Genomic DNA, 20,013 nt, shown 5'->3' on the forward strand with positions numbered 1-20,013 from the left:
TTCCCGCCTACTATCCGTCCATGCGCAAGCCCTCGCCCTTTTCCTCCGTGTCCGCGGTCCTGGCCACGGTTGCCAAACGCCTCGGGTTGGAAACCAAGCTCCTGGAGTTCCAGCTCCGCCGGGACTGGCCGCGCATCGTGGGGCAGCCGATCGCCGCCCACACGCGGCCCGATCAAATCCGGTTCAAAAAACTCTACCTGCTCGTGGAAAATTCGGTCTGGATGCAGCAGTTGACGTTCTTGAAACCGACGCTGCTGGCGAAGATCAATGAAGCGGCCGGCACCGAACTGGTCACGGAGATCGTCTTGCGAATCGCGGACCTCGGCATGGCGTCCATCCGGCAGAAAGAGACCCAGGGCGACGAGGGCCCGCCACCGGAACCCACGGCGGAGGCCCTGGCGGCGGCAGCGGCCCATGCAGATTCGATCCGGGACCCGGAGCTGCGGACACACCTGACCAAGGTAATGGCTGTGGCAATTGCGCGCGAAGGTAAAACAGAGGCGGGGACGCAGACTCCCGCTACTAAGGAGCTTCCGGACCGGCAGACTCTTTCGTGATGGACCCCTTGAACAGGACCCGCGAATAGGCGGCCGTCGCGGCCGTGTCCGCTCCTTTCAGAATCGGCCCGATCCGCCCTTCCTCTTCGTTCTCCTCCAGCCGGTAGAAGCCGCGCACCGCATTTTCGAAGGCGTCGTGAAGCGCCTTGTCCTCGCCGGCCACATATTTATGCAGAATTTCCGGCTCGGCCCAGGAATCGTGGGTGAAGATGTAGATCGTGAGGCGGCGGTACCGGCCGGCCGGATCGTCCGGCGTGGTCGGCCGGACTTTCATCTTCCCGAAGTCGTGCGTCTCGCGCCCGACTTTCCGGAACCGCTCGATGAGGGTTTCGATCTCCGGATCGCTGGTCCAGCTTGGGACGTGGACCGCCACCGCCTGCTCCTCCTGCGAACCGATGCTGTAGGGAGGGATGGACCGGTCGGGGCGGCTCAGGAACATGCCGCCCCAGATCAGCGCGAACGAGGTACAGAAGACGCCAAGCGCCAGCTTGACGAGCACGTCGAGTTTTTTCTTCGGCTGTGGCTGTGGCATGTCGGAAGTACTGTGCCGCGCGGTATCTGGCAGGTCACTGCCCGATGGCTGGGAAGCTCTCAGCCTTCAGCCGTCAGCGCCTCTTGATTCGACGCGGAGAAGGGGCGATGGGGGACGCGGCGATCCCTGCTTCGCCCCGTCTCTCTGTCTCCGCGTCCCCGCGTCGCTTGCAGGAGAAAAGCTGCTACCCCCCGTCGTTGTCCGCCGCATCGCCGTTTCCGGCGTCGGCGGAGCCTTCGGCCAGCCGCGCCACGCCCACGACCCGGTCATCCGGCGCGTCCAGATCGAGGATGCGGACCCCCTGGGTGTTCCGCCCGATCTCGCGGATGTCGTCCACCTTGCAGCGGAGGATCTTTCCCTGCGAGGCGATGAGCATGATCTCGTCGTCGTCGCGCACCTGGAGAAAGCCGACGGCGAGCCCGTTCTTTTCCGTCGTCTTGATGCTGATGATGCCTTTGCCGGCCCGCCCTTGGATGCGATATTCGCTCACCGGCGTCCGCTTGCCGTACCCGCCTTCGGTGACGGTCAGGATGGCGGCGGTGGAGTCCGGGGTGATCGTCTCCATCCCGATCACTTCGTTGCCCTCTTCCAGCGTGATGCCGCGCACGCCGTGGGCGGTGCGGCCCATGGGCCGGGCTTCCTCTTCCTTGAAGCGGATGACGATGCCCTGCTTCGTGCCGAGCAGGATTTCCCGCTGGCCGTCGGTGATCTCCACGGCGATCAGTTTGTCCCCTTCGTCCAACGTGAGCGCGATGATCCCGCCGGCGCGCGGGTTGCCGTAGGCCGAGAGCTCCGTCTTCTTGATGACGCCCTGCTTCGTGGCCATGACCACGAAGCGGTCGTCGCGGAACTCCTTCACCGGCAGCGTGGCCGTGACTTTCTCCTCGCCGGCCAAAGCCAGCAGGTTCACCATGGCCTTGCCCTTGGCGGCGCGGCCGGCCTCCGGAATCTCGTGCACCTTGAGCCAGTAGACCTTGCCCGCGTCGGTGAAGAACAGCAGGTAGTCGTGCGTGGAGGCGGTGAAGAGGGTCGCCACGAAGTCCTCGTCGCGGATGCCCATGCCGATCTTGCCCTTCCCGCCGCGCCGCTGCGCCCGATACAGGGACACGGGGTTGCGCTTGATGTAGCCGGAATGGGAGATCGTGACGACCACCTCTTCCTGGGCGATCAGGTCCTCGATGTTGATCTCGGCTTCTTCCTTGACGATCTGGGTGCGCCGCTCGTCCTTGTAGGCCTCCTTGATCGCCAGCAGCTCGTCCTTGATGATCTTGCGGACCAGCGCTTCGCTGGCGAGCACGGACTTGAGGTACTCCATCCGCTTGAGCACCTCCTGATATTCCTCGATCAGCTTGTTGCGCTCGAGCTGGGTCAGGCGCTGCAGCTTCATGTCCAGGATCGCGTTCGCCTGAAGCTCCGTCAGCCGGAACTGCCGCATCAAGCCGGTCCGCGCCACCTCGGGAGACTGGGATTTCCGGATCAGCTGGATCACCGCGTCCAGGTGATCGATGGCGATCTTGAGCCCTTCCAGGATATGAGCCCGCTCCTCGGCCTTGCGCAGTTCGTAGGCTGTACGGCGGATGACCACCTCGCGCCGGTGCTCGATGAAGGCTTCCAGGATCTGCTTGAGGGTCAGCACCTCCGGCCGGTTGTGGACCAGGGCCAGCATGATCACGCCGAAGGTGGTCTGGAGCTGCGTGTGCTTGTAAAGATTGTTGAGGACAACCAGCGGGATGTCGCCCTTCTTGATCTCGATGACGACGCGTACCCCGTCCCGGTCGGACTCGTCGCGCAGGTCGGAGATGCCCTCGATCTTCTTGTCCTGGATCAGTTCCGCGATCTTCTCGATCAGCCGCGCCTTGTTTACCTGGTAGGGGATCTCGGTGACGATGAGCCGGTCCCGGTCGGTCCGCTCGTCCGTCTCGATGTTCACCTTGGCGCGCAGTGTGAGCAGGCCGCGGCCGGTCGTGTACGCGTCCTTGATGCCCTGGGTGCCGTAGATGAAGCCGGCGGTGGGGAAGTCCGGCCCGGGAATGGCCTTCATGAGTTGCGGGATCGTGATCTCGGGATTGTCCAGCAGCAGGACCAGGCCGGCCACCACTTCGCCGATGTTGTGGGTGGGAATGTTGGTCGCATAGCCCACCGCGATGCCGCCCGCCCCGTTGACGAGCAGGTTCGGCACCTTGGCGGGGAGCACCCGCGGCTCGGTGCGCGACTCGTCGTAGTTCGGGACGAAATCGACCGTTTCCTTGTCGATGTCGGCCAGCATCTCCTCGGCCAGCTTGGTCAGCCGCGCCTCGGTGTACCGCATGGCGGCCGGCGGATCGCCGTCCACCGACCCGTAGTTGCCCTGACCGTCCACCAGCGGATAGCGCATGTTGAAGTCCTGCGCCATCCGGACCAGCGTGTCGTAAATCGCCGAGTCGCCATGGGGATGGTAGTTGCCCATGATCTCGCCGACGATCTTGGCCGACTTGCGGTAGGCCCGGTTGTGGACCAGGCCCATCTCGTTCATGCCGTAGAGAATCCGCCGGTGCACCGGCTTCATGCCGTCCCGCACGTCCGGCAGGGCGCGGCCCACGATCACGCTCATCGCGTAATCCAGGTAGGACGAGCGCATCTCGTCTTCGATGGCGATCTGGGTCAAGCGTTCGTCAACGGGCATGTCTTCTCCCTATCAACAAATGATGAACGCGGAAGGCTGAATGATGAATGGAAGATGGCTTCCCCTGCTCATCATTCCACATTCATCGTTCAGCGTTCTGTTTCAGACGTCCAAATTTCGCACTTCCAGCGCGTGCTGCTGGATGAAGTCGCGGCGCGGCGCCACCTCGTCGCCCATGAGGATCGAGAAGATGTCGTCCACCCCGGCGATGTCTTCCAGTTTGACTTGCATGAGACTCCGGGTCTCCGGGTTCATGGTCGTTTCCCAGAGCTGGGTCGGGTTCATTTCGCCCAAGCCCTTGTACCGCTGCAGCCCCAATCCGTGCTTGCCGATCTCCAGAATCTCGCGGACCAGTTCGGCCGGGCCCGGCAGCTCTTTCTGGATGTCTTTCGCCTTGAGCTTGTACGGCGCCCGGCCCAGGCCGATCGCCGAAGGCGCCAGTTTTTGCAGTTCGCGGAAGTCGGCGGAGCCGACCAGTTCGTGGGTGATCTCCAGTTGATGGGCCATCCCGTTCGTCTGGATCTTGCAGACCACCTTGTTGGATTGGTGTTCTTCGTCCTCCACGATGTCGAACGCCATCGTGGCCTTGGGATAGGCGGTGGTCAGGGTCTTCTTGGCGTTGGCCACGAGCTTCTTGAGCGCGGTCGCGTTCTTGAGCAGGTCCCGGTCCAGGCCCGGCTCGTCCACGAAGGCCCGCAGAATGCCGCCCTCGCGCTGCTTCTTGCTGAAGCGGGTGATGAGCGATTCGAACGCGATGAGCTTTTTCAAGATCGGCAGCAGGCGCCGGCCGGTCACGAAGGCCTGACCGCTCTCCACGTAGACTTCCACGTCCTCCACCGCCAGGTCGGACAGGTACTCGTTGAGCGCGTTCTCGTCCTTGAGATACCGCTCGGTCTTGCCCTTCTTCACTTTGAAGAGCGGCGGCTGGGCGATGTAGATGTAGCCGCGTTCGATCAGCGCCTGCATCTGGCGGAAGAAGAAGGTCAGGAGCAGGGTGCGGATGTGGCTGCCGTCCACGTCCGCGTCGGTCATCAGGATGATCTTGTGGTACCGGGCGCGAGTGATGTCGAAGGCTTCCTTGTCGTCCTTGCTCTTTTCGCCCTCCGTCTCTTCCCGCTTGCGGCCGATGCCGGTGCCCAGCGCCATGATCAGGGTCCGGATCTCGTCGCTGGAGAGCATCTTGTCGAACCGGGCCTTTTCCACGTTCAGGATCTTGCCCTTGAGCGGGAGGATGGCCTGGAACTTCCGGTCGCGGCCCTGCTTGGCCGAGCCGCCGGCCGAATCGCCCTCCACGATGAACAGCTCGCTGTGGGCCGGGTCTTTTTCGGAACAGTCGGCCAGTTTGCCGGGGAGCGAGCCGCCGTCCAATGCGCTCTTGCGCCGGATCAACTCCTTGGCCTTGCGCGCCGCTTCGCGGGCCCGGGCCGCGTCCACGGCCTTGCCGATGATTTTGCGGGCGATCGGGGGGTTCTGTTCGAAGTAGTCGCCGAGCGCCTCGTTAACCGCCGCTTCCACGATGCCCTTGACCTCGCTGTTGCCCAGCTTGGCCTTGGTCTGCCCTTCGAACTGCGGGTTCCGCAACTTGACGCTGACGACGGCGGTGAGGCCTTCGCGCACATCGTCGCCCGTGAGCGACTCCGTTTCCTTCTTCAGCAGATCGTTGGCGTTGGCGTAGTTGTTGATGGTCCTGGTGAGCGCGGCCTTGAAGCCGACCAGATGGGTGCCGCCCTCCTTCGTGTTGATATTGTTGGCGAAGGAGAAGAGGTTCTCGGCGTAGCTGTCGTTGTACTGGAGGGCAACCTCCAGAATCATGTCGCTTTTTTCGATCTCGACGAAGATGGTCTTGTGCAGCGGCGTCTTGGCTTCGTTGAGGTGCTCGACGAAGGAAACGATCCCGCCCTTGTAGCGGAAGGTCTGCTCCTTTTCTTTGTGCTCGTCTTTGAGCGTGATGGCCAGGCCCTTGTTCAGGAAGGCCAGCTCGCGGAGGCGCTGGGCCAGCACGTCGAAGCTGAATTCCAGAATTTCGAAAATCTGGTTGTCCGGCTTGAACGTGACCATCGTGCCGCGCTTTTTCGTTTTCCCGGTGACCTTCAGCGGCGCGGTCGGCTTGCCCCGCTCATAGCGCTGCTCGAATGTCTGACCGTCCTGCCAGATTTCCAGCTCCAGCCATTCGGAGAGTGCGTTGACGACCGAAATGCCCACGCCGTGGAGCCCGCCGGAGACCGTGTAGGCCCCTTGCTCGAACTTGCCGCCCGCGTGCAGGACGGTCAGCGCGACTTCCGCGGCGGATTTCTTCTGGGTCGAGTGCATGCCCGTCGGGATGCCGCGGCCGTTGTCCACCACCGTCACGCTCCCGTCGATGTGGATCGTGACCTCGATCGACTCCCCGAAGCCCGCCATGTGCTCGTCGACGCTGTTGTCCACCACTTCGTAGACGAGGTGGTGCAGCCCGTCCACGCCGGTGCTGCCGATGTACATGGCCGGCCGTTTGCGGACCGCATCCAGGCCTTCCAACACCTTGATCTGATCGGCGCTGTAGCTGTCGGACTTTCCCTGGCCTGCTGCGTCGGTTTTTGCGTCTTTAGTCGCCATCCGCCTCCTTCTCAGAAAGGTGATGGGTGATCAGTAACTGGTGATGGAGAGGGCCGCCCTCTACTCACCGATCACTATTCACCATTCACCGTCAAACCTTGATCGGCATCACCACGCAGGTGAAGCCCGCGTTGCCCGGTTCGCGGATCAGGCAGGGACTCAGCGGGTTGTCCATCTGCATGGAGATCGCGTCTCCGTCCATCACCGCCAGCACGTCCAGCAGGTACCGGGCGTTGAAGCCGGTCGTGAGGGTCTCGCCCTTGTACTGCGCGGCCAACTCCTCGGTCGCTTCGCCAAAATCCGGGTTGCTGGTGTAGAGCGTCATCTTGCCCACCGAAAGGGTCACCTTCACCGCGTTGGTCTTGTCGCGGGAGAGGACCGCGACCCGGCGCAAGGCCCCTTCCAGCTCGGTCCGGGCCACGCTGACTTTCTTGTCCTGGTCTTTTTCCTTGGGAATCACCTGCTGGTAGTTCGGGTAATTGCCCTCCATCAGGCGGGAGGTCAGCAGGAGCCCGCTCTTGCGGAAGACCATGAGGTTTTTGGTGAAGCCGATGAGCGGCTCGCCGTCCCCCTCTTCCAGCAGTCGCTTCATTTCATGGGCCGCCTTCTTGGGGATGATGGCTTTGATTTCCTTCGGGCCGTCTTTGGCCGCGTCCTTGCCGCCGGCCGCCGCCGTCTCCTGCTCGGCCATCGCCAAGCGGTGGCCGTCCGTGCCGACCAGGCGAAGCGTCGTCGTCTTCTCCGAGGTGATGAGCGTGACCAGGAGCCCGTTTAAAATGTAGCGGGCGTCGTTGTCGCCCACCGCGAAGAGAGTCTTGCGGATCAGCTCGAGGAGCCCCGCGCCCGTCACCGGCGTGAGCCCCTCGCGTTCGATCGAGGGGAGGGCCGGGTATTCGCTGCTGGGCAGCCCGACGACCTTGAACTGGCTCTTGCCGGAGCGGATGGTCGCCCAGTTGTTCTCCGTGACGCTCAGTTCGATTTCGCCGTCGGGCAGCTCCTTGAGAATCTCGAAGAGCTTGCGGGCCGACAGGGTGATCGCGCCCGGCTCCTGCACCGTGGCCTTGTAGAGGGCCCGCATGCCGATTTCCAAATCGGTGGCGATGACGTCCACCCCCTCCGGCTTGGCCTCCAGCAGGATGTTGGAGAGTTGCGGCATGGTGTTGCGCTTCTCCACCACGCCCTGGACCCGCTGCAGGGCCATCAACATTTCGTCGCGCGCGATTCGTAGCTTCATCGGGTGTCTCCCGGGTTCGGTCCCGCTCGTCGCTGCTAGCCCTTGGTGATCTGCTCCTTCAAGCTTTCCAGCGTGGCCCGTAACGTGCCGTCCGCTTCCTTGGCCTTGGCGATCTGCTTGCAGGCGTGGATGATCGTCGTGTGGTCCTTGCCCCCGAAGTGCCGGCCGATCTCCGGGAACGAGGAGTCCGTCATTTCGCGGCAGAGGTACATGGCGATCTGCCGCGGGTAGACCAGCGTCTTGCTCCGCCGTCGGCTCTTCAGCTCGGCGATCTTCACATGGAAGCGGTTCGCCACGGCCTCCTCGATGTCGTCCATCGCGATGATCTTCTTCTTCTCGCCGATGATGTCGCGCAAGACCGTCTTGGCCATGTCCATCGTAATGGCCTGGCCGGTCAACGAACAGTAGGCCCCCAGGCGGACAAGGGAGCCTTCCAGTTCCCGGATGTTGCTTTTCATGTTCGCGGCCAGGAACTGCACCACGTCCTCGGGAAGCCCGATGCCTTCGTCGTCCGACTTCTTGCGCAGGATCGCGATGCGCGTTTCCACATCCGGCGGCTGGAGGTCCGCGATCAGGCCCCACTCGAAGCGGGAGCGCAGCCGCTCCTCCATGTCCGGCATTTCCTTCGGGAACCGGTCGCTGGACAGGACGATCTGCTTGTGGGCCTCGTAGAGCGTGTTGAAGGTGTGAAAGAACTCCTCCTGGGTCCGCTCTTTTCCGGCCAGGAACTGCACGTCGTCCACCAGCAGCATGTCGATGTTCCGGTACTTCTTGCGAAGGTCCATCATCTTGTCGTAACGGATCGAGTTGATGACCTCGTTCGTGAACTGTTCCGTCGTCACATATGCGATCCTCACATCGGCCTTTTCGGCGACGTGGTTCCCGATCGCGTTCAAGAGGTGCGTCTTTCCGAGCCCGACCCCGCCGTAAATAAACAGGGGGTTATAGGCTTCCGCCGGGCGGTCCGCCACAGCCATGCTGGCGGCGTGGGCAAACTGGTTGCTGGCTCCGACGACGAAGGTTTTAAAGGTGTACTTGGGATTGAGAGGATTCGCGCGCCTGGTTCGTCCGGCAGGTGAGGTCTTCGTCCCCGCCGACGGACCGGTTCCCCCCGGGGATCTCGCCTGCTTCTCCGTCGGTACAAACACCACATCGGCTTTCGCTCCCCCTCGGGCCTCCGCGAGCGCCTCAGCCAGGAGTCCCGGGTGCGATTTTTCGACCCGTTCACCAAAGAACTTGTTCGGGACCTCAATCCTCGCCCCCACATCATCAATGCTCAACAGGCGCATTGGTGTGAACCAAGTGTCGAAGTCCATCTTCGAGACTCTGGACTCGATATAAGCCAGAGCTGATTCCCATACCGTACTACCGGACATAAATTCCTAAAATCTCCAATTATTCACAGCTTTATTAACAGCTGTGGATACTATTTCGCTGTCATTTCATGCTCTTGCGATGATCTTGTCCGTTCTTCATCTTGTTGCCTAATACGCAAACCTATAAATTTACCGGGCCTCATCTGTCTTGCGTATCCCTATTCCCTGCACAGGTTATATTCATGAAGTTCACGACCTATAAGACGGTTGCCACCTGTTCTTCGAGTAAGCGTATCACCGAGTATCCATTCAAGATCAACGTCTTTCCGTCTATCCCCCCTATCCACTCCCTCTACTCCGACTCCGGCTCCGACGGATCTTCTTTCTTCACACGGTAAACGAGGAATAAGAGCCCTTGTGAATTAGAGAGCCACGATGTTGTCCGCCTCGAAAATCAGACGCAAGAAGTCGCCGTAGGAGATCACCGGAAACGAGGGTGATGCCTTGCGGGACGTAACATCGTCGGCCAAGGCATACACGCGTGCTGCCGGGACTTGGGAGAGTCCTACCGCGTCATGAATAAGCACAACCGATGTCTGATTCCCTGTTGATGGGGAAGACGGAAGCAGGGAGCCGGATGCGCGGGTGTCACCGAGGATGTACAGAACGTTGCGCAATCAGGCCTCCGCTTAAAATACCAACGTTCGATCGGCTGCCGCCACCAGGTCCGCGATTTCTTCTGGTGGGGCCTCCCGAGCCGTAAATTCGTCGTCCAGAGAGTATGTGGATCGGGTGCCGAGTGGAACGATAAAAGGAATCTTCAGGTGCTTAAAGGAAGGGAGATATTTTTCAAGAATTTCTATGTCTTGGATGTCATCGATGTCTTCCGAGAGAAGCAGCGGAGCCCGACCGAGGAGAATGACCGTCAACGGATTCTCCCCGGTGCTGAGACCGAGCGCGATACGGAGAGCTTCCACGGCACGAGGTGTGTCACGAGGATCTTCCCGAATCACCGTGACGATACTGGGGGCCATAGACCTCCCCGAAGGGCGATTCAATTAAAGGCGACGAACCGGTCACACCCGTTGATCATATTGGAGAGGACTACGAGACCACAGAGCGTGACGTCGTTCCCCAAGTTGTCCGTCGAAACCTTGTGCTGTTGGCACCCATACGCACAGACGAAGAATTTAACCCCTGCTGCAGAAAGGCCCAACAGCCGAGGGTCACGAAGATTCAACACACCCTCATCAATCAAGTACAAATAAACGTCAATGTTTGATCGTAACGCCTCTTCGCAGAGACGTGAAACGGTCGTGACATTGGGATGAGTCGGACCTGTGGACAGCAATACAGCAAGCCTCTTTTTATCCATCGTAATCCACAGGGCTCAATATAAATAAAAAACAAACAATTTCAATACCTTACAGATATTAAAACGATCATGAAAATGTACCCGTTTTAAGACCTAAAAGTCAAATGAAAAATAAGGCAAATTCGGAGAGGGGATTACTGTGGTTTCAGGAAGAGGGACGCGATTGTAGGGGCAGCCTTTCCGAGCGGGATCAACTGTTGTTCCTTGGTCTGCATATCGCGAAGGATCAGAGATCCCTTGCCCACTTCATCATCGCCGAGAATCGCACAATAAGAAGCCTGGAGGCGGTCGGCTTGCCGCAAGAGCGCTTTTAGCGAAGAGGCTCGAAAATCCGTATCGGCTGGGACACCCAGGAAGCGCAGCTCGTCCAGGAGCCTGACACCGGCCTCCAGTCCTTGAGATCCGAACCCGGCGACAAAGACCGTCTTGGCCGCCGCGGGGAGTGACCCCTCCGGAAGCATCAGCGAGACCCGCTCGAGGCCGACCGCGAACCCGACCGCAGGGGTTTTGGGACCCCCCAACACCTCCACAAGGCCGTCATACCGCCCTCCGGCCCCGACCGCGTTCTGCGCGCCCAGGTGCGTGGTGGTCACCTCGAACGTCGTGAGGGTGTAATAGTCGAGCCCGCGCACGAGCCGAGGGTTCAGCAGATAGGGAATGCGCAAGCCATCGAGGGTGGCCCGCACTGTCTCGAAGTGTTGCCGTGCGAAGGGTGAGAGATGGTCCGTCAGCTTCGGGGCCGAATCGGTGGCCGTCCTGCAGGCGGGCACCTTACAGTCGAGCACCCGCAGCGGGTTGGTCTCGATCCGGCGCCGGCAATTCTGGCAGAGCTTGTCCTCCAGCGGCTTCAGAAACGCAACGAGCGCCGCTTTGTATGCGGGCCGGTCGCCGGCCTCGCCGAGGCTGTTGAGTTCGAGCGTGAGGCCGGGCAGGCCCAAGCTGGAGAGGAACCGCCAGAGGAGCGAAATGACCTCGACGTCCGCCTGGGGCGCGGCACTGCCGAAGGACTCGACCCCGTATTGATGGAATTGGCGCAAGCGTCCGGCCTGCGGCCGCTCATGGCGGAACATCGGGCCGAGGTAATAGAACTTCTGTGCGGTGGGGGCGGCGGTCAGATTGTGTTCGATGTAGGCGCGCACCACGCCGGCCGTGGCTTCCGGCCGCAAGGTGAGCGAGGAGCCGTCCCGGTCCTGGAACGTGTACATCTCTTTTTCGACGATATCCGTGCTGGCTCCGATGCTCCGGGCGAACAGCTCGGTCACCTCGAAGACCGGCACGCGGATTTCACGGAAGCCGTACAGGTGGGAAAACCGGCGGGCCGCTCCCTCGATCACCTGCCAGCGGGGCATCTCGTCCGGCAGGGTGTCCTTGACGCCTTTGATCCCGCGAATCATGAGGTTCCCGTTAGGAGTGAGGCGTCAGACGTGAGGAGAGCAGAGCCGTACGCCTCACAGGTTGAGCGGCACTATACTGGCGCCCCTGCGGCAAGTCAACGAACGTTGCGCGAACGATGAACGCGCATGCCGGGCCATGATCGCGGAGCACGAAGCGATATTCTTGCGAAGGCCGGCAGCTAGGGGTATAGTGCGGCGCGGTCGAAAGCTGATAGCCGACAGCTCTCAGCCGTCAGCTAAATCAAAGAAGAGTAAAACATGACGACCGACGGCCCCACCAGACGCGTCATCGCCCTTGCCCCGATGCCTCCGGAGAAGTCCGCCTACGCGCTGGCCCGCTACAGCCGCTCCGCCGATGCGATTGAAGAAAGTCTCCGCTGGGTGCACGGCCATTCCTCGGAGAAGTTCTGGGAGCAGTTTTACTTCGCCTACGGCCATGCGTCCATCGCCGACTTGGGCCACGTCATCATCTGCTTCGAACATATCTCCGAGCTGGCCGCCATTCGCCTGGAAGACGAACCGCTCTGGGACGGGCAGGCCAAGTCCAGCCGGTACCAGAATTTCGGTCCCAGCGGCTGCTACGTGCCGGATTCCATCCACGGGACCGAGACGGAAGGGACCTACCGCGGCATCATCGGCAGCCTCTTCAACTGCTATACGCTGCTTCATGATCCGCTGAAGCGGTTCCTCGCGAACCGGACTCCGCGGCCGGACGATATGAAGCCTGCGGATTACGACCGCACGATCGCCGCCCGGGCTTTCGACGTCACCCGGTACCTGCTGCCGCTCGCCGTGCGCACGAACGTCGGGCAGGTGGTGAGCATCCGGACCCTGGAGAAGCAGATTTCGCGGCTTTTGTCCGCTCAGCTTCCGGAGCTCAAGGCCGTCGGGGAAGATTTAAAAGAAGCCTGTCAACGCCCGCCGGTCAACGTGTGGGGCGAGCTGTCGGGCCAGTCGGCCGGCACCGCCGAACCGCTGGCTCCCACGCTGGCCCGCTATGCCCAATCCAGCGCCTATCAGGCCGAGGTGTACCAAGATCTGGGCCGTCACGCGCGGGAGGTGCTCAAAGCGGCCGGGCTCGATCAGTCTGCGTCCTGGACCCGCACAGAGCCGGTCGATCTGATCGAACCGCACCATCCGCTGGACGAACTGGCCGCGACCCTGCTGTATCGGGGCGGGCAGGCGCCCTATCGGCAGATCCTGGCGTTGGTCCAGGGCTGGACCGAGAAACAAAAGCAGGAAACGATCGAGCTCGCGCTCAAGAAGCGGGGCCCGCACGACGAGCTGATCAAGGAATTCCGCAGCGGGTATGCGTTCCTGTTCGACGTATTGATGGATATCGGCGGCTGGCGCGACATGCACCGGCACCGGCGCTGCCAGCAGATCCAGCAGAACTTCACCACCGTGCACGGCTACGACGTGCCGCCGGCCCTCGTCGAGGCGGGCCTGGAGGCCGATTACCGGGCGGCGATGGAGGCGGTGAAGACGGACATCGAACAGCTGCGCAAATCCAGCCAGGAAGCGGCGCTCTATGCGATTCCGTTCGGCTTCAAAGTCCGCTGCCTCTTCAAGATGGATTACGCCGAGGTGGAGTACATCTCCCGCCTGCGCTCCGGCGTGAAGGGCCACTGGTCCTATCGCACGATCGCCTGGCTCATGAAGCAGAAGCTGGCCGAGCGGCACCCCTTTCTGGCCGACCAGATCCAGGCAACGCCGCCGGACGTCGAAGACAGTCTCGCGCGTTAATCGACCGCTGAAAATCGCCCCCAACTTTGTTCTCAGTCGCTCGAACCCTTCAGCGTACGAAAAGCAAAAGGCTAAAAACCTATCCGCTCGCAGGTGATCGAAGCGAGCGGTTCAAGCAAAGCTTGGTATGTACCTCCTCAGAGGCCTCGCTCCTTGCGGCCTTGCTCGTGGACAGGGCGCGTCTCGGCGCGCCGGGGCGGGCGGGTGTGAACTTGACGATTTTGAGCAGTCGGTAAAGGTAAGGGCAAAGAGACGAGAGGCGTGAAAGGACGTCACCGTCTCTTTCTTGAATTTCTCCGCCGATGGGACTAGCATTTGGCGTGAGGATCGTCTGATGTTCCCGCGGCCAGGGAACCACAGGAGAGCGCCATGAAAAGTCGGCTCGAAGTCGCCGGGCATCCGGTCCATGCGATGCTGGTGGGGCTCCCCATCGGGCTCTACAGCGCCGCCTTGGTCTGTGACGGGCTGTATCTCCTCCTGCACGAACCCTTCTGGTTCCGGATGGCCTATTGGGTCCTCGTCTTCGGCCTTGTCGGACACCTGGGCGCGGCGATGACGGGGATGCCGGATTTCCTGGCCGTCATGCGCGAAAAAACCGAGGCGCGTCGACCGGCCACCTCGCATCTGATCTTCGGGCTCGGCCTGCTGATCGTCCAGGTGCTGAACCTGGCGGTGCGGAACGGAGGGGACGTGCCCGCGGGGGTCTCGGTGGGCATCCCCGTGATCATGAACGTGATCGGAGCCACGCTGACCGGCATCCAGGGCTGGTATGGGGGCGAATTGGTCTTCCGCCATCATATCGGGGTGGACGTGCCTGGGCCGTCGTCCGAACCGGCGCACGGGAAGCACAAAGACCACAAAGCCAACAAGCCGTTCCACTATTGAGTCACAATGTGAGCGAGTACATCAACCGGATTACCGACGCCGTCCTGACGGGGAGCTGGGACACAGTCCGGGTTGAGGCGACGGCGTGGACGCGGGAGCTGGAGGCGCAGACGCAGCGGGACCCGCGGCCCTATTTTGCCCTGAACGTCGTCCACCTGCTCTACGGCGAGTTCAAGGAAGCGTGGAAGGCCCATGCCAAATCGCTGGAGGCGGCGGAGGACATCGAGCAAGTCCGGGCCTGGGTCGAGGCGTTGCAGAAAGATCATCCCGAGCAGGCGCAAGCCCAGTTAGTGGGGGGTCTCTTCCTGGCGCAGTCGGGCCGGTCCGAAGAGTCGGTCGCCCGGTACAAGGAGTCCGCCCGGCTCGACCCCCGATCGGCCTACCCCCATTATTTCCTCGCGCAGATCCACGAGCGGGCGGGCCGCCCGGAGATGGCGATCAAGGCCTATCGCGAGGCGATCAAGCTGAATCCGGCCTTCGCGGCGGCCAGGATCAACTTGGGGGCCGCGTATCAGGATCAGGGCCAGATGGAGATGGCCATCCCTCAGTATCGCGAGGTCCTCAAGCTGAACCCCAATGATGCGGTCGCGCACGCCAACCTGGCCTGCGCCCTGGCGGAACAAGGCAAAATCGAGGCGGCCATCGTGGAGTATAAAGAAGCCATCCGCCTCAACTCCCGCGACGCAGAGGTTCATTTTTCACTCGGCGGGCTCTACGAGACCAAAGGCCGCATGGACCTGGCGTTGCAAGAATATGAGGAGGCCCTCAGGGCGGACCCGACCTTCGGTCCGGCCGAGACCGCGATGGGCTGGATCCGGTTGAACAAGGGTTGGCGGGAGGAGGCGATGGAGTCCTTCGGCCGGGCGCTGAAATCGAATCCGGAAGATGCGCGAGCCTACCTGGGGATCGCCCGTGTCTACTTGCTGAAGGGTAAGCAGCAGACGGCGATGGAGAATTACGCCCTGGCCCTGAAGCACGAGCAGGACCCGGAAAAAAAGAGCAAGATCATGAACGACCTGTTCCGCGAGGGCAATACGTGGGATGTGTAGTGGTGGCCAAAGACTAACTTCTCTCTTATCGGAGGAAGATTGGCGGGGACGGGTCGTTGAAGGATCTGCCCCCGTTTTTCTTGGAGTTGATGGAGCGACCATGAGACCACCGAATCGGCTCGTGACCGGAATGCTGCTGGGCTTGGCGCTGGTCGCGAGCGGCTGCATGACCCCGTTGCAGGATGCAGTGGAGCGGGGAGACCTTCAGGCTGTCCGCTCTTTGGTAGAACAGGGGGCGCCGATCAACGAGCGATCAATCCTCCTCGGGCCGCCTTTGCTACGGGCCGCCACCCAGGGCCGTGCGGATATTGTGAAGGTTCTTCTGGACCACGGGGCTGATATCAATGCGGGGCAAGGTAATTTTATCCCCTTGTCTGCGGCTGCATCAAAGGGCCACCTGGAAGTCGTCAAGCTTCTGCTTGACCGCGGGGCCGACATCGACGCGAAGAGTCCCAACTTCGGATATACCGCATTATGGTGGGCTGCCTGGACCGGCAAGACGAACATCGCACAACTGCTATTGGAACGAGGCGCCAATTGCTGCGTAGCGAGCCGAGACCTTGGGGCCAACACTCCGCTCGAAGCGGCTCAAGCGAGGGGACATGACGTGATCGGTACGCTGATTCAACAAGCCGCAGCCGGGCAGCTTGGGACCGCATCGCCGGTTGCCGCATCTCCCGCACCGACCTCGCCCGTTCCGGCGAGCGACGTGGACGTGCCGTCCGTTGCGAGAGCCGCCAAACCCAATCGCTACGCCATCGTCATCGGCATTGAGCAATACCGCAACAAGTTGCCGAAGGCGGACTTCGCGGCCCGCGACGCGCAGACGATGAAGGATTACCTGACAAAGACGATGGGCTTTTCCGACGAGAACGTCGCCCTGTTGGTGAACGAGAACGCCACGGGGAGGGATTTGGAAAAGTATATCGAGCACTGGCTGCCCAATCGGGTGGAGAAGGACGGCACGGTCTTCGTCTATTACTCCGGCCACGGGGCGCCCAATCCCAAGACCGGCGACGCGTTCCTCGTGCCCTACGACGGCGACCCGGCCTTTGTGGATGCGACCGGCTATCCGCTGAAGCGACTCTATGAAAACCTGGGCAAGCTGCCGGCCAAGGAAGTCGTGGTCCTGCTGGATTCCTGTTTCTCCGGCGCGGGCGGCCGGTCGGTGATCGGGAAGGGCATGAGGCCGATGGTGCTGTCGGTGGAAAATCCGGTCCTGGCCGGCGGCAAGACGGTGGTGCTGGCGGCGAGCAAGGGCGATCAAGTCTCCAGCACCTATGACCAGAAAGGTCACGGCCTGCTGACCTATTTCTTCCTGAAGGGGCTCCGCGGCGAAGCGGATGCCAACAAGGATGGGTCCGTGGACTTGGCGGAAGTCTATGACTACCTCAAGCCGCAAGTCGAGCGGACGGCCAGGCGGGAATACAACAACGACCAGCAGCCGCAACTGCTCGGCAATCCCACGATCCCTGCGAAAAGCGTCCGCCTGGTGGAGTGGGCCGACATCCAGAAGCCTTGATTTCCAACAGGATGTTCAAAAAGTCCGTGAGGCTTTGAGCGAAGCGAGAACAAAGCCGGGGGGCTTTTTCAACATCCTGCTACAGGTCGCGGATGATGCCCTGCAGGACCGTGACCTGCGTGATCGGGTCGCCGGTGCTCTTGAGTTCGGCGCGGAGCTGCTCTTTGAGATAGGAGGAATAGCCGACCTTCTCGACCAGCAGCTCGAGGAACCGTTCGGCCGGCAGCAGGCTGTGGGACTTGAGATCGGCCAGCGTGTCGTCGGCGACCGGAACGTAGGTGCTGCCGATGTGCAGCACCACCTTATAGTATTGGCCGTGAGCCAGCCGCTCGAACCTCAGTCCCTTCACTCGTTCCTCGCCTGTTCCGGTTCAGCCTGAAAGCGGCCCCATTGTAGTCAAAGAGGGTCAGGAAGACAAGAGAGACGGGTTTTGTCGCCATCCCTCCGCATCCCGTCCGGCGCAGGATTGCTGCGGGTGGCTGAGCCCATGCTCGGGGATACTTTCACTTTTTCCTTCCCAAACAGGCCTGGTTTAGGGTATATAAACAGGCTTCACGTATAAGTTAACGGGACTACGGAAGAATTTGTCCTGCGGAGAGCGGGCGAATATCGAATAGATTGTTGTGACAAGGAGGCGATAGACATGAAGACCCTGCTCCTGAACCCGCCCTCGTTCGAGGGCTTCGACGGGGGAGCCAGTGCCCGATACCAGGCCACGCGCGAAGTGCGCTCGTTCTGGTACCCGGTGTGGCTGGCCTACCCGGCCGGGCTCATCAAAGACAGCCGGCTCCTGGATGGACCGGCTCAGGGCGTCTCTCCGGAGGAAACGATCAAGATTTCCGGGGACTACGAGTTCGTGGTGATCTTCACCAGCACAGCCGGGTTCAAGAACGACGCAAAGCTGGCCGAGGGCATGAAGGCCAACAAGCCGACGATCAAGATCGCCATGGTCGGGCCGCATGTCACGGTGCAGACGGAGGAGAGCCTCAAGGCCTGTCGCGCGCTGGACTTCGTCTGTCGCCGGGAGTTCGATTATTCGGTGGCCGAGTTCGCCTGGGGCCACAAGCTGGAGACCATCGCCGGGATCAGCTATTGGAAGGACGGCAAGATCGTCCACAATCCGGACCGGCCGGCGATCGAGGACCTGGACGCGCTGCCCTTCGCCACGGACATCTACGCGCGGGACCTGGATTACAAGAAATACAACATCCCCTACCTGCTTCATCCTTACGTGTCCTTCTACGCCTCGCGCGGCTGCCCGGCTCTCTGTACCTTCTGCCTCTGGCCCCAGACCATGAGCGGCCATCCTTGGCGGACGCGCAGTGCGGCCAACCTGGTCGCGGAGGTCAAGGGGGTGCGCGAGAAGTTCCCCGAAGCGAAGGAAATTTTCTTCGACGACGACACCTTTCCCTGGGCCAAGGCCCACGTGCTGGAGGTCTGCGAAGCCCTCAAGCCGTTGAAGATCACCTGGTCCTGCAACGCCCGGGTGCACACGGACCTGGAAACGCTCCAGGCCATGAAGGACGCGGGCTGCCGCCTGATGGTCGTGGGCTTCGAGTCGGGCGACGACACGATTCTGAAGAACATCAAGAAGGGCGCGACGACCGAACAGGCCATCGCCTTCATGAAGGACGTCAAGAAAGTCGGGATCGTCGTACACGGAGACTTCCAGATCGGCCTGCCGGGCGAGACGCCGGAAACGATCGAGAAGACCATCGAGTTCGCCAAGTTGCTGGACCCGCAGACCATCCAGGTGTCCATGTCCCATCCCTATCCCGGGACCGAATTCGACAGCTATGTGCGCAAGCACGGGTATCTGAATGACGACGAGATGACGGATGAACTCGGGCATCAGCTGCCGAGCATCCAGTATCCGGGCTTGGACCGGCGCTACATGGTGGAGATGGTCGAGCGGTTCTACGACCGCTTCTACTTCCGCCCCAAGGTGATTTTGCGGTTCCTGCGCGTCATGGCCACTGATTCCCACGAGCGCGCCCGGCTGCTCGAAGAGGCGAGGGACTATTTTGCGACGCGCGCCAAGCGCCATCGCTTCGCCCGGGCCGAAGAAGTCAGCGCGTAACGATCAGCCGGTTTTTTCCTCCGACCGGGGGTCCAAATCCCCCGGAGGAGGATCCGGTTGCAATGGCCCGGTCGGCACGACCCCCGATATTGCTCACACCTCAACCCGATAGACGTTCTTGGTGGCATCAGGCCGACGCTCCTGCGAAAAGCAGTTCGCACCATCGTATGAATCAGACCCGACGACAGACCAGACCCCTGGCCCTCTGGACCTTCGCCTCGACCCTCTGTTTGGCCGTGGCCATCGGCTGGACCTGGGTTGCCCGGGCCGACCAGGCTGCGCACGAGGGGCACGAGTCTGCTCCCCAGCACGAAGGTCATGCCGGCACGCCGGCCCAGCCGGAGCCGGCCGTGATGGATCACAGCGCACATCAGGCGGCTTCATCCGAGCACAGCCACGCCGACAGCCATGAGGGCCACGGAGCGCATGCGACCGGCCCGGTGGACGAGACCACGACCATCGTCCGGGGCGGCGTCACGCGTGAGGAGGAGAGGACCTACTCGTTGTTCATGCACCGGTCCTGCGGGACCATCGTCGCGCTCCTGGGCCTGTTGGTCCTGGCGGATCGGCTGACCCAGCGGCGCCATGGAGCCTTGCGCAAGGGCATGGGGGCGATCTGGTTGCTCATGGGCATCCATATTTTTCTGAACGCGGACCCGACCGACTGGCCGCTGGCCGCCACGTTCATGGAGAGCTACAACCGCCCCGGTTCCAGCGAATGGCTCCAGCACAAGGTCCTCTGTCTGATTCCCGTGGCCATCGGCCTCTACACGATGTTCGTGGCGCGGCGCGAGCGGTCGAATCCCTTGTCGGGGTATGCGCTGGCCGCAGTGCTGGCCTTCGGCGGGGTCGCGCTTCTCTATCACGAGCACGAGCACAGTCCGGGGATGGACATGGGGCTGATCGTCCGGCAACATAACCTCATGGCCTTCACCTCGATCTTCATCGCGGCCGGCTGGCTGGCGGACACCTTGGACCGGCTGGCCTGGAAGCCCAAGTTCGTCATGGTTCCGCTCGGGCTGATCTTGCTGGGGCTGGAACTGGCCGTGTACACCGAATAGCCGACGCG

The 20,013-nt window shown here is 61.8% G+C and carries 16 protein-coding genes; 7 read left to right on the forward strand and 9 right to left on the reverse strand.

Going from position 1 to position 20,013, the window contains the following annotated elements; all coding sequences use genetic code 11:
- The first annotated feature begins 20 nt into the window (after window positions 1–20).
- Window positions 21–557, forward strand: coding sequence for a DUF721 domain-containing protein (locus EPO61_02065; GenBank protein ID TAJ10619.1), 537 nt, complete (start codon window positions 21–23; stop codon window positions 555–557).
- Here the strand turns inward: EPO61_02065 and EPO61_02070 are convergent.
- The 8 genes from EPO61_02070 to EPO61_02105 form a co-directional block, all read right to left on the reverse strand.
- Window positions 523–1,089: a hypothetical protein gene (locus EPO61_02070; GenBank protein TAJ10620.1), complete on the reverse strand. Its 567-nt coding sequence runs from the start codon at window positions 1,087–1,089 to the stop codon at window positions 523–525. The genes EPO61_02065 and EPO61_02070 overlap by 35 nt on opposite strands.
- A 184-nt stretch (window positions 1,090–1,273) precedes the next feature.
- Window positions 1,274–3,751 (reverse strand): DNA gyrase subunit A, encoded by a 2,478-nt coding sequence (gene gyrA, locus EPO61_02075; protein ID TAJ10621.1) that lies wholly within the window; start codon window positions 3,749–3,751, stop codon window positions 1,274–1,276.
- A 102-nt stretch (window positions 3,752–3,853) separates the two neighbouring features.
- Window positions 3,854–6,343 (reverse strand): DNA topoisomerase (ATP-hydrolyzing) subunit B, encoded by a 2,490-nt coding sequence (gyrB, locus tag EPO61_02080; GenBank protein TAJ10622.1) that lies wholly within the window; start codon window positions 6,341–6,343, stop codon window positions 3,854–3,856.
- 91 nt (window positions 6,344–6,434) lie between these two features.
- A complete protein-coding gene (gene dnaN, locus EPO61_02085) occupies window positions 6,435–7,577 on the reverse strand; it encodes a DNA polymerase III subunit beta (GenBank protein ID TAJ10623.1) in 1,143 nt (380 codons plus the stop codon).
- Between the two features lie 35 nt (window positions 7,578–7,612).
- On the reverse strand, window positions 7,613–8,953 hold the full coding sequence (dnaA, locus tag EPO61_02090) for a chromosomal replication initiator protein DnaA (protein TAJ10624.1): 1,341 nt from the start codon (window positions 8,951–8,953) through the stop codon (window positions 7,613–7,615).
- Between the two features lie 629 nt (window positions 8,954–9,582).
- Complete coding sequence (locus EPO61_02095; protein ID TAJ10625.1) at window positions 9,583–9,927, reverse strand: hypothetical protein; 345 nt, start codon at window positions 9,925–9,927, stop codon at window positions 9,583–9,585.
- Window positions 9,928–9,947: 20 nt separating this feature from the next.
- A complete protein-coding gene (locus EPO61_02100) occupies window positions 9,948–10,268 on the reverse strand; it encodes a hypothetical protein (GenBank protein ID TAJ10626.1) in 321 nt (106 codons plus the stop codon).
- 134 nt (window positions 10,269–10,402) lie between these two features.
- Window positions 10,403–11,662 (reverse strand): histidine--tRNA ligase, encoded by a 1,260-nt coding sequence (locus EPO61_02105; protein ID TAJ10627.1) that lies wholly within the window; start codon window positions 11,660–11,662, stop codon window positions 10,403–10,405.
- Window positions 11,663–11,920: 258 nt separating this feature from the next.
- Between EPO61_02105 and EPO61_02110 the strand changes: the two genes are divergently transcribed.
- The 4 genes from EPO61_02110 to EPO61_02125 all read left to right on the forward strand — a co-directional run bounded on the left by EPO61_02110 (window position 11,921) and on the right by EPO61_02125 (window position 16,864).
- Window positions 11,921–13,408 carry an alternative thymidylate synthase-like protein gene (locus tag EPO61_02110; protein ID TAJ10628.1) on the forward strand — a complete coding sequence of 496 codons (1,488 nt, stop codon included), beginning with the start codon at window positions 11,921–11,923 and terminating at the stop codon, window positions 13,406–13,408.
- A 369-nt stretch (window positions 13,409–13,777) separates the two neighbouring features.
- Complete coding sequence (locus tag EPO61_02115) at window positions 13,778–14,293, forward strand: DUF2231 domain-containing protein (GenBank protein ID TAJ10629.1); 516 nt, start codon at window positions 13,778–13,780, stop codon at window positions 14,291–14,293.
- Between the two features lie 8 nt (window positions 14,294–14,301).
- Window positions 14,302–15,342: a tetratricopeptide repeat protein gene (locus tag EPO61_02120; protein ID TAJ10630.1), complete on the forward strand. Its 1,041-nt coding sequence runs from the start codon at window positions 14,302–14,304 to the stop codon at window positions 15,340–15,342.
- The gene (locus EPO61_02125) at window positions 15,335–16,864 is read left to right on the forward strand and encodes a peptidase C14 (protein TAJ10631.1); all 1,530 of its coding nucleotides are present in this window, start codon (window positions 15,335–15,337) and stop codon (window positions 16,862–16,864) included. Before EPO61_02120 ends, EPO61_02125 begins: the two co-directional genes overlap by 8 nt.
- 79 nt (window positions 16,865–16,943) lie before the next feature.
- On the opposite strand, the gene EPO61_02130 is transcribed toward EPO61_02125, so the two are convergent.
- The gene (locus EPO61_02130) at window positions 16,944–17,213 is read right to left on the reverse strand and encodes a hypothetical protein (protein TAJ10632.1); all 270 of its coding nucleotides are present in this window, start codon (window positions 17,211–17,213) and stop codon (window positions 16,944–16,946) included.
- A gap of 294 nt (window positions 17,214–17,507) precedes the next feature.
- On the opposite strand from EPO61_02130, the gene hpnJ reads away from it, so the two are divergent.
- Together hpnJ and EPO61_02140 are read left to right on the forward strand one after the other, a co-directional pair.
- On the forward strand, window positions 17,508–18,944 hold the full coding sequence (gene hpnJ, locus EPO61_02135; protein ID TAJ10633.1) for a hopanoid biosynthesis associated radical SAM protein HpnJ: 1,437 nt from the start codon (window positions 17,508–17,510) through the stop codon (window positions 18,942–18,944).
- A gap of 167 nt (window positions 18,945–19,111) precedes the next feature.
- Entirely contained in the window at window positions 19,112–20,005 is an 894-nt protein-coding gene (locus tag EPO61_02140; GenBank protein ID TAJ10634.1) for a hypothetical protein, read from the forward strand.
- Window positions 20,006–20,013: the final 8 nt, after the last annotated feature.

The sequence above is a fragment of the Nitrospirota bacterium genome, assembly GCA_004296885.1.
Classification (GTDB): Bacteria; Nitrospirota; Nitrospiria; order Nitrospirales; family Nitrospiraceae; genus SYGV01.